At 69.8% G+C, this 13,358-nt stretch carries 13 protein-coding genes; all 13 read right to left on the reverse strand.

Features of this window, described 5'->3' with window-relative positions; translation table 11 throughout:
- Window positions 1-7 precede the first annotated feature (7 nt).
- Complete coding sequence (gene sctT / locus KVT39_RS03645) at window positions 8-817, reverse strand: type III secretion system export apparatus subunit SctT (RefSeq protein ID WP_034180505.1); 810 nt, start codon at window positions 815-817, stop codon at window positions 8-10.
- On the reverse strand, window positions 811-1,512 hold the full coding sequence (locus tag KVT39_RS03650) for a hypothetical protein (RefSeq protein ID WP_217587820.1): 702 nt from the start codon (window positions 1,510-1,512) through the stop codon (window positions 811-813). Before KVT39_RS03650 ends, sctT begins: the two co-directional genes overlap by 7 nt.
- Entirely contained in the window at window positions 1,505-2,887 is a 1,383-nt protein-coding gene (sctN, locus tag KVT39_RS03655; RefSeq protein WP_105391125.1) for a type III secretion system ATPase SctN, read from the reverse strand. Before sctN ends, KVT39_RS03650 begins: the two co-directional genes overlap by 8 nt.
- On the reverse strand, window positions 2,884-3,513 hold the full coding sequence (sctL, locus tag KVT39_RS03660) for a type III secretion system stator protein SctL (RefSeq protein WP_034180508.1): 630 nt from the start codon (window positions 3,511-3,513) through the stop codon (window positions 2,884-2,886). Before sctL ends, sctN begins: the two co-directional genes overlap by 4 nt.
- Complete coding sequence (locus KVT39_RS03665; RefSeq protein ID WP_034180509.1) at window positions 3,495-4,241, reverse strand: SctK family type III secretion system sorting platform protein; 747 nt, start codon at window positions 4,239-4,241, stop codon at window positions 3,495-3,497. Before KVT39_RS03665 ends, sctL begins: the two co-directional genes overlap by 19 nt.
- Window positions 4,238-5,134 (reverse strand): type III secretion system inner membrane ring lipoprotein SctJ, encoded by an 897-nt coding sequence (gene sctJ, locus KVT39_RS03670; protein ID WP_034180510.1) that lies wholly within the window; start codon window positions 5,132-5,134, stop codon window positions 4,238-4,240. The genes KVT39_RS03665 and sctJ overlap by 4 nt, the downstream gene beginning before the upstream one ends.
- Window positions 5,135-5,186: 52 nt before the next feature.
- Entirely contained in the window at window positions 5,187-5,660 is a 474-nt protein-coding gene (locus KVT39_RS03675) for a hypothetical protein (protein ID WP_034180983.1), read from the reverse strand.
- 148 nt (window positions 5,661-5,808) lie between these two features.
- The gene (locus tag KVT39_RS03680; protein ID WP_034180511.1) at window positions 5,809-6,021 is read right to left on the reverse strand and encodes a hypothetical protein; all 213 of its coding nucleotides are present in this window, start codon (window positions 6,019-6,021) and stop codon (window positions 5,809-5,811) included.
- Window positions 6,022-6,162: 141 nt separating this feature from the next.
- Window positions 6,163-7,521 (reverse strand): type III secretion system inner membrane ring subunit SctD, encoded by a 1,359-nt coding sequence (gene sctD / locus KVT39_RS03685; RefSeq protein WP_217587823.1) that lies wholly within the window; start codon window positions 7,519-7,521, stop codon window positions 6,163-6,165.
- On the reverse strand, window positions 7,502-9,556 hold the full coding sequence (gene sctC / locus KVT39_RS03690; RefSeq protein ID WP_217587827.1) for a type III secretion system outer membrane ring subunit SctC: 2,055 nt from the start codon (window positions 9,554-9,556) through the stop codon (window positions 7,502-7,504). Before sctC ends, sctD begins: the two co-directional genes overlap by 20 nt.
- Window positions 9,556-9,834: a type III secretion system export apparatus subunit SctS gene (sctS, locus tag KVT39_RS03695; protein ID WP_006480854.1), complete on the reverse strand. Its 279-nt coding sequence runs from the start codon at window positions 9,832-9,834 to the stop codon at window positions 9,556-9,558. The genes sctC and sctS overlap by 1 nt, the downstream gene beginning before the upstream one ends.
- Complete coding sequence (gene sctV / locus KVT39_RS03700; protein WP_217587831.1) at window positions 9,831-12,038, reverse strand: type III secretion system export apparatus subunit SctV; 2,208 nt, start codon at window positions 12,036-12,038, stop codon at window positions 9,831-9,833. Before sctV ends, sctS begins: the two co-directional genes overlap by 4 nt.
- Window positions 12,039-12,280: 242 nt before the next feature.
- Entirely contained in the window at window positions 12,281-13,114 is an 834-nt protein-coding gene (locus tag KVT39_RS03705) for an autoinducer binding domain-containing protein (RefSeq protein ID WP_034180515.1), read from the reverse strand.
- Between the last annotated feature and the right edge of the window lie 244 nt (window positions 13,115-13,358).

Genomic DNA, 13,358 nt, shown 5'->3' on the forward strand with positions numbered 1-13,358 from the left:
CGCGCGCTCAGGCGCCGCCGTGCGCGGCGAACAGCGCGCGCAGCAGCGCCATCAGCCCGCTGTCGGGGCTCAGCAGCGAATGCAGCGCCGCGTACACCACCGGCAGGAACAGCACCATCATCAGCAGCGCGAGCGCGCTCTTCAGCGGCTGCGAGAACACGAAGATGTTGAGCTGCGGCACCGCGCGCCCGACGAGGCCGATGCCGAGCTCGACGAGCACCAGCACGATCGTCACCGGCGCGGCGAGCTTCACCATCCATTCGAAGATCGTATCGGTCTGCCGCACGATGAAGGTCTGCAGCATCGACGAGAAATCGGGGCCGAGCGAGCCGATCGGCCACCACGCATACGACTGCGCGAACAGTTGCACGAGCACCTGCAGGCCGCCGGCCGTGACGAACAGCGCGATCGCGACGAAATTGAGGAAGCCCGAGGTCGGTCCGCCCTCGTGGCCGCCCATCGGATCGAAGAACGCGGCGCTGCCGCTGCCGGTCTGGAAGTCGATCAGGTAGCCGACGCCCTGGATCGCGAACAGCACCGCGCTGAACGCGCCCGCGAGCAGCATGCCGACCACCGCCTCCTTCGCGACGAGCAGGCACCACATCAGGAACGGCAGCGCAGCCACCTGCGCGGAGTCGATCGCCGGCGCGACGAACGCGGCGATCACGACGGCGATCCCGTTGCGCACGAGCCCCGTGATGATCTGCTCGTTGAACACCGGCACGACGAACATGATCGGCAACAGGCGCGGCATCACGTAGAGCAGCGGCCGCAGCGTACCCGCGACGTCGTTGAAACCCGCGGCCTGGTCTAGCATCGGCGCTCCGCGGCGGCGGGCGGCTCGGGGTCGTCGGCCGGGGCGGTTGAGGCGGTTGAAGCGGCTGTGTCGCCCATGTCGGTCACGTCGACCGAGCCGGCTTCCGCATCGGCCGGCCGGGCGGCCATCTCCGCGTCGAACGCGGCGGCCGCTTCCGGCTGCGCGGCCGCGTGGCCGGCCACGTCGCCCGCCGCGCCTGACCATACCCCGGCCGTCGCGAAGCGCCGCACCGCGTATCCGTCCGCAACTTCGTCGGCATCGCGCTCGACCCGCGCGGCACGCGCGTGCAGCGCCTTCTCGCCGGCCTTGTCGAGCTTGTCCTCGGCGGCCTTCGCCTTGCGCGCGGCGCGCTGCAGGTCGGCCAGCGTCGCCTCGTGGCCGCGATGCACGTGCGCGGCCTCGCTCACCGACGCGTTCGCGGTGCCGATGTGCCGGTCGAACGTGCGCGTATCGGCCGCCGCGTTCTGCAGCACGCGCGCCTCGCGCACGTCGTCGGCAAGACGCGTCTGGATCGCGGCCTTCGCGGCCACCTGCTGCGCGAGCTGCGCGTGCGCGGCGTCGAGCGCGCGGCGGCTCTGCGCGGCGATGCCCTGCTGGCGCGCGGCCGCGACGCGCGCGATCTGGCTGCGCATCTCGCGCACGCGCTTCAGGCGCGCAAGCGTGGCAAGTACGAGGCGGTCGTCGGCTTCAGACATGATCGTTCGCCAGCTTCGTCAGCTTCGCGAGCAGCGCGTCGAAGCGCACGTCCTCGTGCGACGCCTGCGCGCAGAACGCGCCGATCGCGTCGCGCGCGCGCAGCGCGAGATCGCCGAGCCGGTCGCTGCCTTCGCGATACTCGCCGATCTGCACCAGCAGTTCGATCTCCTGGTACTTCGCGATCAGCTCGCGCACGCGCGCGGCCGCCTGCTGGTGCGCGCGGCTCGCGACGAGCGGCATCACGCGCGACAGGCTCGCGAGCACGTCGATCGCCGGATAGCGGTTCGCAAGGGCGATCTTGCGCGACAGCACGATATGGCCGTCGAGGATCGAGCGCACTTCCTCGGCGATCGGGTCCGATTCCTCGTCGCCTTCGACGAGCACCGTGTAGAGCGCGGTGATCGACCCGTTCGCGCCCTGCCCCGCGCGTTCGAGCAGGCGCGGCAGCACCGCGAACGTCGACGGCGGGAAGCTGCGCCGCGTCGGCGGCTCGCCGCTCGCGAGGCCGACCTCGCGCTGCGCGCGCGCGAAACGCGTCAGCGAATCGACCAGCAGCAGCACGCGCTTGCCCGCATCGCGGAAATGCTCGGCAATCGCGGTGGCGACGAGCGCGGATTTCACGCGCTCCATCGCGGGGCGATCGGACGTCGACACGACGACGATCGAGCGCGCGCGCACCTCGGGCGACAAACTGTGCTCGATGAATTCGCGCACCTCGCGGCCGCGTTCGCCGACCAGCGCGATCACGTTCACGTCGGCCTGCGCGCCGCGCGCGATCATCCCGAGCAGCGTGCTCTTGCCGACGCCCGACGGCGCGAAGATGCCGACGCGCTGCCCGACGCCGAGCGTCATCAGCCCGTCGATCACGCGCACGCCGGTCGGAAACGGCGTGTCGATCATCTGGCGCGCGAGCGGGTTCGGCGGGTCCTGCTGCGTCGACACCCACGCGGCGCCCGTCACCGGCCCGCGATCGTCGAGCGGCCGGCCGAGCCCGTCGAGCACGCGGCCGAACAACCCTTCTCCCACCGGAAACACATGCTCGCGCCCGGACGGCACGACGGTCGTTTCCGGCGACAGCCCGGCCACGTCGCCGAGCGGCGTGAGCAGCGTCGTCTGCCGCGAAAAGCCGACCACTTCGGCGAGCAGCGTCGGCTGGTTCGGCGTGCGAAGTTCGCAGATCTCGCCGAGCCGCGCGCGGATGCCCGTCGCATTCAAGATCTGCCCGACCGCGTGATTGACGCGGCCCTGCACCGATACCGGCGAGAAAAACGCGAGCCCCGCGTCGAGTTCGCCGACGAGGCGGCCGCGATCGAACGGCGCGCCGTCGTCGTCGCCGCTGCCGAACGGCTGCGTTTCGTCGAGCGGCGCGTTCATCGCGCGGCGCCCTTCAGCGCGTCGCGGCGGATCGCCTGGCGCAGCGCGTCGATCTGCAGGTCGAGGCTCGCGTCGATGCGCCCGGACGGCGTCTCGACCGTGCACGCATGGCGTTCGAGCTGCGCATCCTCGACGATGCGAATCTTCTGCCGGTTCGATTGCCCCGCGAATGCGCCGTCGAGCGCGTCGCGCATCTCGTCCTTGCGGCCCGGCGCGACATGCACGACCAGAAACGCCTCGTCGCGCACGAGCGGCGCGATCCGCGCCAGCGCGGCCTCGTACAGCTTCTGCGTGCTCATCTCGCCGACGATCGCGCGCACGGCCTTCACGACGATATCGGCCATCGCGTCCTTCATCGTCTCCATCGTGCGTGCGGCGGCGAGCGCCTGCGTGTACGCCTGCGCGGCCTGCTCGCGCTGCGCGCGGCGCATCCCTTCGTCGTAGCCGGCCGCCTGCCGCTTGTCGAATTCGCGCTGCGCGTCGGCGACGATGCGCGCGGCCTCGTCGTGCGCGGTCGCGATCACCGCGGACGCGTCGAGCAGCGCCGCGTATTCGCGCTCCTTGAGCACCTTGCGCTCCGACAGCAGCTGCAGGTTGTCGCTCGTGATCAGAAAAGCCAGTCCCATGACGCAAGCCTCTCGGGAATCAGAAACAGAAACATCAGTTCGCCGAACTGGTCGCGCTGCGCGCGGTTCAGCCAGTACGGCGCTTCGTCGTCGATCGCGCGGTTGAACTTCAGGCGCGTGCGCCGCGCGACCGCGTCGCCTGCCACGCCGATGAAATCCGCGAGCAGCCGTCCGCCGCGTGCGCGGATCACGACGGGCAGCGCGGCGGGATCCGCGCGCCACGGTTCGAGCGTATCCGCGAGCGCGCCGAATTCCGGCGCGCGTTCGAGCGCGAGTTCCAGCGCGTCGCCGCCGAGCCGGGCCGCGATTTCCGCGCGGATGCGCCGCACGGTCAGCGCATCCCGCAGCCAGTTGCGATGCAGCAGCAGCCCCGCATACGACGCCAGTTGCTCGAGCGCCGCGCCGGGCAGCAGCGCGAGCCGCGCGCACGGGTTCGCGACGTCGAAGTCGTGCCGGTCGGCCACGCCATGCACGTCGAGCAGGTGCCGCGCGAGCAGCTTGCGGCCGGCCGCGCCGAACGCGTCCGGCGAGCGGTAGCGCGCGGGCCAGTCGGCCGGCACGCGCGTCACGTGCAGATAACGGTCGGGCCGCAGGTTGAAGTCGCAGACGAGCGCATGAAACGCGGCACGGCGCGCGGCTGGCGGCGGCGCGAGCGGCTGCAGCCACGGCAGCGGCGCCGTATCGGACGGGGCGGCCGCGTCAGCCGGTGGTGCATGCGGATCGCTCATGCGCCATCGCGCGCGCCGTCCGGCGTGCGCAGACCGCCGCCGGCCGGCTGCCCGGATGCCGGCTGCGCGGACGCGCCGCCATTGGCGCCGCGCGGCGCGCCGAGCAGGCCCGCGAGCCGCGCGCCGAACATTCCGCGCCGCGCCGCCGACAGCGCGATCACCGCGCAGGTCAGCAGGATCAGCGCAAACACGAGCCAGCCGAGCGGCGAGCGCAGCCGCACGATATCGGTCACCGCGCTGCCGATCCCGTCCACGCGCGCTGCTTGCGCGGCGGCCGGCTGCAGGAACAGCGACACGTTGTCGTACTGCAGCCCTTCGATGCTGTGCGCGACGAGATCCTTGACCATCGGCGCCATCGCGCGCAGGTCGACGCCCGACCGATAGCGGATGTATACGGCCGCCGACGACGGCTTGATCTTGTCCGCGAGCGGATCGTTCTCCGGAATCACGACCTGCACGCGCGCGACGACCACGCCCTCGATGTCCTGCAGCGTGCGCGACAGGTCCTGCGATACGCCGTACAGATAGCGCACACGCTCCTCGGCCGGCGTCGACACGAGGCCCTGCTTCTGGAACAGCTCGCCGAGGCTCGCATAACTCGGCTTCGGCAGCCCGTTCGCCTGCAATACCGTGAGCGCCGACTGCATGTCGCCGTCCGCTACGCTCACGAGCCATGCGTTGCGGTCCGACGTGTCGCGCGCGTCGTTGTCCTTCGACGCGCTGATGCCCGCGTCGCCGAGCACCGCGACCATCTGGTTCGCATCGCGCTCCGACAGGCCCGAGTACAGCTCCTTCTGGCACCCGGCCAACAGCACGAGCAGCCCCGCGAGCAGCGCGCGCGCCGCCCGGCTGCGCCACGCATGCGCGCGCGGCGTCGAATCGATCGTCGTCATCGTTTGTCCGCTTCAGGGTGCGTGAGGCCGAATTCAGCCTGCACGCACGCTTTCACTCCTGCGTCTTCAGCACCGTGTGCGTGAAGCCGTTCGCCGCCTGCGCGACCGACAGGCTCAACTGGTATTCCGAAATCGTGGTGGTCGCCGTCCACTGGAAATCCATCGCCTTCACCATCGTCATCATCGGATCGCTGCGGCTGTCCGCCATCGACGTCAGCATTTCGCTGCGATGCTTGTCGATGTTCGCGTACCGCGTGTCGAGATCGTTGCCGTAGGTGCGCAACCGCTCGACGAGCGACGACTGGTTCGCCTGCGCGGGCGTCATCTGCACGGCCGGCGCCGCGTCCGCCGGCGCGCGCGACATCGCGACGCCCGACGAAGACGACGCCGCCGGCGATGCGCCCGGCTGCATCAACGCATCGAACTGGCGCACCTGCGCCGGATCGGACGCCGAGCCCGTCTGCTGCACGGCACCCGCGAGCGCGGCCGCGCCCGGCGGCGCCGCGCCTACGCCTGTCACTGACATATTCATGCCCTCCTTGGCTGGCAGGCGCCGGACCGGATCGGTCGGGCCCGCCCGGAACAGGCCGGCCGGCACACGCGCATCCGCGGCCGGGCGCCCTTCGCGGGCAAACCCGGCGCGCATCGGCACGCAGCGCGGCCGGCGACCGGCGTCATGCGCGGCCGGCCGAGCTCAGGTGTTGCGCAACCTGGGCGTTCGCCGTCCCCTCCTGCGCGGTCACTGCGTTGCTGGTTTCGAACGTCGCGGTCGACTGCTGGACCTGGAAGTTGATCTTCGTCAGTTCGAGCTGCGTCTTGGTCAGGTCGTCGGCCTGCTGCTGGACCTGGTTCGTGTTGGTTGCACCACCTGCGGCCTGGGTACCCATGTTTCGCTCCTTAACGTGAACTTCATCCACCTTCCGGCGATGGCCCCATGCCCCGCCGGCGACGTGAGCCGCCGCACCGATGCGACGCCCCGCGTAATGCGCGCACCGCCTGTCGAGCGATGCGCATGACCTGTCGCGGCGCTAGTGCGCCGCCTCCTTCGTCGATGCACCGGCCGCCTTGGCACCCGCTTGCGGTGCGCCCGGCAACAGCGTCGGCCCCGGCACCGGCTGCGCGACCCCGGCCGCCGCACCGCTCGCGAGCGGTGCCACGGGCGGCGCCGGCGCCTGCTCGGGCGCGTTCGCCGATGCGCCGCCGAGCGGCATCGTGATGCGCTGGCCGTTGCGTTCGAACACGACTTCGTCCGCGCCGATCGACACGACGGTCGGCCCGTCCTTCAGCCGCGCGCCCTCGAAATAGCGGCTGCCGTCGACCGTCTCGATATAGCGCTGGTCGCCGTCGCCGGCGAACACGGTCGTGATCTCCGGAATGCCGGCCGTCCCGCCGAGTGTCGTCGTCGTGCGCGGCGCGGCCGGATCGGCATCGCGCACGTGATCGACCACTTCGAGCGCCGGGCGCGCGTCCTTCATGTAGTTGCGGATGCGCGGCTCGATCTGCGCGCGCGCGGCCGCGCCCGTCAGCTCGATCCGGCCGCGGCCGAGATACGCGACCGTCAGCGCCGTATCGCTGAAATAGGTCTGCGCGGTCGCCACCAGATCGCTGACCACGTAGATGTTGCCGAGCGCCGCGTTGTCGACGCCCGCGACGATCTGCGCGACGCGTTCTCGCGCGGCCGGGTCGCTCACGTAGCCGGACACGATCACGCCGTCGTCGCGCGGCGCGACGGCCAGCTCCGGATACGCGTGCAGCAGCTGCTGCAGCCGGTGCGTGCGCGCGAGCACCGATTCGTGCTGCCACGGCAGGCGCCCCGACCACGCGACGAAGCCGTAGCCGAGCGCGCCGAGCAGCACGCCGATCCACAGCGCGACCAGCGCGATCACGAGCCGACGGCTGCCGAGCCGGCGCAGCCCGCCGGTGAGCCAGCCGAGCCACGCGGCCTCGCGCGCGGCATCCGGCGCGTCGGTTTCGTCGGGCACCGCGACGCTCGCCTGCGCGTGCCGCGCGATGCCGAGCCGGATCGAGCCGACCGTCACGACGTCGTGCGGCGTCATCGAGCGGCGGCCGCTGCCGAGCGGTTCGTCGTTGAACAGCACCGGCGCGCCGGCGTCGCCGCCGTGGTTCTGCACGGTCACCGCGAGCGCGCCGACCTGCAGGCACACCTGTTTCGCGCCGATCTCGCGATCGGGCAGGATCACTTCGCAATCCGCCGCCGTGCCGACCCAGTTCGCGCCGCGCGCAAGCGACATCGTGCGGCCGTACATCGGCCCGCTCAGAAAGCACAGGTTCCACGGCGACGCGAGCGCGGCAGCGCCCGCCCCCGCGCCTCCCGCGCCGCCGGGCAATGCGCCGTCGCCGTGCGGGTCAATGATGGTCGTCGACATGGGTGGTGGCTCCTGCGGTCGTCGCCGCCGGCTGCGACGCCGCATCCTTCGGCGGCGGCGGCAGCGCCGGCGGGCCGAACTTCGTGCCGGGCAGCGGCTTCGGCGTCAGCGGCACCGCGACGTCGTTGTCCGGCGGCCGATACATCGACATGCCTTCCTGGTTCGCCGGCCCGTCGGCGCCCGGGTTCACGGGCGAGCCGTCCGGCGCGTACATCGACGCGGTCGTCACCACGCGCGGCGTCAGCAGGTAGAACCGCTCCATGTGGTTGCCCGACTTGTCGGTGTACTTGAACAGGTTGCCGATCAGCGGGATGTCGGACAGCCAGGGCACGCCGCTCTTGTTCAGCTTCACCTCGTCGTCGTTGAAACCGGCGATCAGCAGGCTCTTGCCTTCGTCGATCATCGACTTGGTGACGATATTGCGCTGCTGGATCACCGGGATGTTCGACACGGCCTGCCCCTGCACGACGTTGCCGTCCTGGATGTCGATCGACATCATCACGCTCTGCGGATTGCGAACGGCTACCGCGGATACGGCGGCCGCGTTGCGGATCGCCTCGTCGACGATCATCGGCGTCACCTTGATGCTCGTGCCGGTCGTCACGCTGTACAGCGACGAATCCTGGTAGCCCTGCACCTGCACGTAGAACTGCGTGAGGTTCTCGAGGATCGCCTCGGTGTTGTCGAGCGCGAGCACCTTCGGTTTCGAACGCAACTGCGCCTGCCCCTTCTGCGCGAGCGCGTTCACGCGCGTGAGCAGGTAGTTGCGCAGCGAGCCGCCGATCGATGCGGTCAGCGCGATACCCGTCGGCAGGAAGGTGCCCGTCTGCCCGGTTTCCGACGTGCCGACGCCGAACGTCAGCGGCGGATTGCCGGAGCCGTTGTACTGCGTGTTGCCGTTCAGCGGATTCGCGCCGTTGCCGATCTGCACGTCGCCGTGCGTCGTGTGCAGGCGCCAGTCGATCCCGAGGCTGTCGAGCGAATCCTCGTTGATGTCGATGATCGTCACGTTGATCTCGACGATGCGCGGCCGCTCGTCGAGCTGGTTGATCAGCGACTGGTAGCGATACATGTTCTCCGGCAGGTCGCGCACGATCACCGCGTTGATCGCCGGATCGGCGACGATCTGCGGCAGCGCGTCGCCGCCGCCGCCGTTCGAGAACGGCGAGAACCCGCCGGTCGCGCTGCCGTCGCCGGCATAGCCACCCGAACGCGGGCCGCCGGAGATATCGGGGAAATCGAGGCGCGGCACCGCGATCGTCAGCCCCGAGCCGAGCTTCACCTGGCGCGCGGCCTGCCCGAGCGACGTGCTCGACGGCAGCGCGTTCGTGCCGCCGCCCTTGCCGAACAGCCGGCTCAGGATCGTCGCGACGCCCGGCACGGTCACTTCCTTGCCCGAGCGGTTGATCGTGAAATCCGACGCCCAGCCGTACTTCAGCCGGAACGCGCGGATGTCCGCATGCGCGCCGTTCGCCGCCGGATCGCCGACCGAGCCGACCGCCTGCCGCACGAGCTCGACGTAGCGGCGCGGGCCGGCCACGTACACGCTGTTCGCGCGATCGTTGATCACGAGCGTGTAGCGCTTGTCGGGAATCTGCATCGCCTGCAGCGCGCGGCCGATTTCGCCGGATGCGTTCGGCGGGATCGGGATCATCTGCGTCTGCGACTGGTCGGCCGGATCGACGTACAGGAACGAGCCGTCGTAGTACCACGTGAGCCCGTAAGTCGAGCAGATCGTGTCGAGCGTCTGCTGCGGTGTGCCCGAGAAGCGGCCGCTGATCACGCCGTCGACCTTCGGGTCGACCACCGCCGTCACGCCCTGCGACGATGCGAGTTCGCGAATGAAGTCGCCGATCTTCTTGCCGTTCGCGACGATCGTGAACGGCTTGTTGCGCCAGCGCAGGTCCGCGGCGCGGGCCGGCTGCGCGGGCGCCATGCTCAGCGACGCCGTGAGCAGCGCGGTCGCGCACATGGCAAGCGCGGCCCGTTGCAGGCTGCGCGGTTGAAACCGGATCGGGGCGACGCGTCGACGCATCAAAGGACTCCTGTGGAAGAAACGAACATGCGTTCCAGCGCCTGCTGCGCGAAGCGCAGCACTTCGCCGCCGAGCCAGCCCGACAGCAGCACGAGTGCGACCATCACGGCGATCAATCGCACCGCGATGCCGATGTTGGCGTCCTGCACCTGCGTGACGGCCTGCAGGATCGCGACGACGAGGCCCGTGACGGTGGCGATCAGCACGATCGGCAGCGACAGCAGCAGCACGAGCATCAGCGCCTGGCGCGTCAGGTCGAGGATCGTCGAGCTCGTCATTGCACGGCTCCCGGCACGCGCACGTCGGCGCCCGCGCCGACCGAGCCGTCGTCCGGCGGGTTCTTCACCCAGCCGATCGTGTGCAGCTGCACGTCCTCCTCGACCTCCTGGTACGACAGCACCGCCAGTTCGGGCAGCACCGGCTGCAGGATCGTCTTCACATAGCGGCGCGCGCCGAGCGCGACCATCACCGCGAGCCGCGCCGCGCCCTGCGCGTTGCCGTAGCCGCCGGGGCCGGCCGCCTGCGCGGCCTGCACGATCGCGCGTACCTGTTCGCCGATGTCCTGCTTGATCGCGCTCGACAGCGCGAGGAAATTGCCCTGCTTCGTGCGCATCACCGCGCTCTCGATCCGCTCCTGCAGGTTCTGCTCGAACAGCACGACCCGCAGCTGGCGCGTCGTGCCCGCATGGCGGTCGGTGATCATCCGGCGCAGGTCGACGCGCACGAGCTCGACCAGCGCGATCACGTCGTCGGGTTCGTTCGGCGCCCACGTGATCAGGCTCTCGAAAATCACGCGCAGGTTGCGGATCGGTACCTGTTCGGCGAGCAGCCGGCGCAGCACTTCGGTCACGCGCTGCAGCGGCACGAGCCGCGTCAGCTCGCCCACGAGCTCGGGGTGTTCGCGGCGCACGAGATGCACGAGCGCCTGCGTCTCCTGAATGCCCAGCAGTTCGTCCGCATGCTGGCGCACGATCTGCTCGACGTGCGCGGCGAGCGCACTTTCGCTCGACAGCCACTTGCCGTCCGGCGCGGCGCCGTCGTGCTTGATCCACAACGCGGTCGCGAACGGGCCGAACGCCTCGGCCGGCTGGCGCTCCGCGCGTTCGGGCAGCGGCGCGACACCGTCCCACAGCAGCCAGCCCGGCTTCAGCGCGCCGTGCGCGGCGAGCACGTCCTGCAGGTAGATCCGGTACGTGCCGGCCGCCGCACCTTCGTCGTCGTTCAGCGTGATGCGCGGGAACACCGTGCCGATATCCGCGTCGACGCGCGCCTTCGCGCTCGACAGCGCGGCCTGCAGTTGCGCGAGGTTCAGGCTCGTGCGCAGGTCGTCGGACAGCGATACCGCGATCAGCGACGTGACGCCCGCCGCGTGCGACACCTTCGCGGGCTGGCCGTCGTCGGCGGTACCGACGCGCCCCGCGATCTGAATCAGGTTGAAGCTCGGCGCGGTCGTCTTGTGCTTGATCTGCGAGAACCCGACCGCACCGAGGCCGAGCGCGATCAGCGCGAACGACCATTTCGGAAAGCCGGGCACGACGAGAAAACCGGCCAGCACCAGCGCCGCGATCAGCAGCGCACGCGGATGCGCGCCCAGTTGCTCGCCGAGCTGTTCGCCGAGCTGGCGCTGCCGCGCATCGCGGGTCGCGACGCGCGTCGTCACGATGCCGGCCGCGATCGACACGAGCAGCGACGGAATCTGCGACGCCATCCCGTCGCCGACCGTCAGGATCGCGTAGCGTTGCAGCGCCGCGCCGATATCCATCCCGTGCATCAGCGTGCCGACCGCGATCCCCGCGACGATGTTGATGAACGCGATCACGAGGCCCGCGATCGCGTCGCCCTTCACGAACTTCATCGCGCCATCCATCGCGCCGTGCATCTGCGATTCCTGCTCGAGCTTCTCGCGGCGCTCGCGCGCTTCGTCGGCGCTGATGATGCCCGCGCGCAGGTCCGCGTCGATGCTCATCTGCTTGCCCGGCATCGCGTCGAGCGAGAAGCGCGCGCCGACTTCGGCCACCCGCTCCGACCCTTTCGCGATCACGATGAACTGCACGACGGCGATCACGAGGAACACCACGCCGCCCACCACCACGTTGTTGCCGACGACGAGCCGCCCGAACGCGTCGATCACGTGGCCGGCGTTCGCATGCAGCAGGATCAGCTTGCACGACGCGATGTTCAGCGCGAGCCGGAACAGCGTCGTAAACAGCAGCAGCGCGGGAAACGACGAGAAGCTGACCGCCGACGGCACGTAGGTCGATACCGTCAGCAGCACCACGCTCACGGCGAGATTCAGCGAGATCATCCCGTCGAGCGCGGCCTGCGGCAGCGGCAGGATGAACAGCGCGACGACCGCGACGATGAACGCGGCGATGAACAGGTCGGCGCGCGGCGATGCGCCCCGGAGACGCCGTCCGGACACGCCGCGGCCAGCGGAAAACAACCGCTGCCAGTCGCGGGGGAGCGCCTTCGGTTCTGCCATCGTGCCGGTGTCCTGTCGTCGTTATCGCCGGCCGGCACGGGCAACCCTGCCCCGTGCCGCACGGACCGTTGAATGGGACGAGTGTAGCGACGCGAACCGGTGGAAAAAGGGATGCACCTCGTAGCGCGAAAGCGCGTTTCCCGGCGGCGATCGGATCGGACTACGAAACCCGGCGGCGCGCTCGGGCACACGCCGCCGGAACCGCTTCCATCGCGCGGCGGGCCGCCGGCGCGTGCGTCAGGTCAGGGCTGAAGGCGCCGCGCGGCGAGGTACGCGAGCTGCGCGCGGTTCTGCACGTTGAAGAGTTTTTCGAGCGAACGGATATGGTGGCCGACCTTGTGCAGCGACGTGCGCAGCGCGCTCGCGATCTCCTGGTCGGACAGCCCGTGCACGAGACGGTCGAGCACCTGCTGCTGCTCGTCGCCGAGCGCGAAGCCGCGCATCCGCGCGATGCGCGCCTCGAGGAACGGCAGCGCGACACGATGCACGGCGAGGCTCACGGCCAGCGCGCCGCCGATCACGCGATCGTCGATCCATTCGGTGCCGTGCGTCTCGGACGTCACGTTCACCGCGACGCGCAGGTCGAGGCGCGGCGCCGACAGGCTGAAGATCACGCCGCTGTTCATCGCGTGCGCGCGCAGATGGCCGGCGAGCGCCAGCACCTTGCGGTCGCCGCTGCCCTGCGCGGCCGCCTCGATCTCGTCGAGCCGCCACGCGACCGGAAAGCCGCTCTGCCGCACCTGCGCGAACCGCGGGTCGCTCTCGTACAGCATCCCTTCGATAAACGGCTGCATGAACGTCGCCGGCGCGAGGTCGCGCAGCAGATGCGCGCACAGGATGCGCCGCCCGATCATTTCATAGGCGCCGTAACCGAGGGTACTGAAACCGATTTGCCGCAATCGCGCATGGCATTGCGCGAAATCGGCCGAAGCAAGGTCGGTTTTACCGAGTGCAATTTGAATGCCGGTAAAAACGTCGCGGTCGATTGCCTGATATTCGTTCGAATAAGCGGCAGCGGCCGCTATATCGGCCTGTGAAAACCATTCGACGCGTGGTGCGCCGTCAGCATATGTCATGAGGAGCCCGCCCTTTCCCAATATGTGAAACTGCGCCCCGTCACGATCTGGTCTTTTCTTTATGATTTTCTGGTCGTTGTTATATGCGTGCGAATATGAACCTTTCGCCGCAATTAGTATTACGGCATATTACGCGCACACAGGCATTTTTTGTACAATGCCCCCGCGTTTCGTCAGGGATGACGATCGGCGCAGATCAAAAACGATGCTCGATCGCACCGCCGCGAATGCCGTACACGATACG

Origin of the sequence: Burkholderia sp. GbtcB21 (assembly GCF_019091065.1) — a bacterium.
GTDB lineage: Bacteria > Pseudomonadota > Gammaproteobacteria > Burkholderiales > Burkholderiaceae > Burkholderia > Burkholderia pyrrocinia_C.

What these genes read in the sequence shown, in the direction of transcription:
- sctT (WP_034180505.1), bottom strand. Translation starts at nt 817, where the DNA reads ATGCTAGACCAGGCCGCGGGTTTCAACGACGTCGCGGGTACGCTGCGG.
- KVT39_RS03650 (WP_217587820.1), bottom strand. Translation starts at nt 1,512, where the DNA reads ATGTCTGAAGCCGACGACCGCCTCGTACTTGCCACGCTTGCGCGCCTG.
- sctN (WP_105391125.1), bottom strand. Translation starts at nt 2,887, where the DNA reads ATGAACGCGCCGCTCGACGAAACGCAGCCGTTCGGCAGCGGCGACGAC.
- sctL (WP_034180508.1), bottom strand. Translation starts at nt 3,513, where the DNA reads ATGGGACTGGCTTTTCTGATCACGAGCGACAACCTGCAGCTGCTGTCG.
- KVT39_RS03665 (WP_034180509.1), bottom strand. Translation starts at nt 4,241, where the DNA reads ATGAGCGATCCGCATGCACCACCGGCTGACGCGGCCGCCCCGTCCGAT.
- sctJ (WP_034180510.1), bottom strand. Translation starts at nt 5,134, where the DNA reads ATGACGACGATCGATTCGACGCCGCGCGCGCATGCGTGGCGCAGCCGG.
- KVT39_RS03675 (WP_034180983.1), bottom strand. Translation starts at nt 5,660, where the DNA reads ATGTCAGTGACAGGCGTAGGCGCGGCGCCGCCGGGCGCGGCCGCGCTC.
- KVT39_RS03680 (WP_034180511.1), bottom strand. Translation starts at nt 6,021, where the DNA reads ATGGGTACCCAGGCCGCAGGTGGTGCAACCAACACGAACCAGGTCCAG.
- sctD (WP_217587823.1), bottom strand. Translation starts at nt 7,521, where the DNA reads ATGTCGACGACCATCATTGACCCGCACGGCGACGGCGCATTGCCCGGC.
- sctC (WP_217587827.1), bottom strand. Translation starts at nt 9,556, where the DNA reads ATGCGTCGACGCGTCGCCCCGATCCGGTTTCAACCGCGCAGCCTGCAA.
- sctS (WP_006480854.1), bottom strand. Translation starts at nt 9,834, where the DNA reads ATGACGAGCTCGACGATCCTCGACCTGACGCGCCAGGCGCTGATGCTC.
- sctV (WP_217587831.1), bottom strand. Translation starts at nt 12,038, where the DNA reads ATGGCAGAACCGAAGGCGCTCCCCCGCGACTGGCAGCGGTTGTTTTCC.
- KVT39_RS03705 (WP_034180515.1), bottom strand. Translation starts at nt 13,114, where the DNA reads ATGACATATGCTGACGGCGCACCACGCGTCGAATGGTTTTCACAGGCC.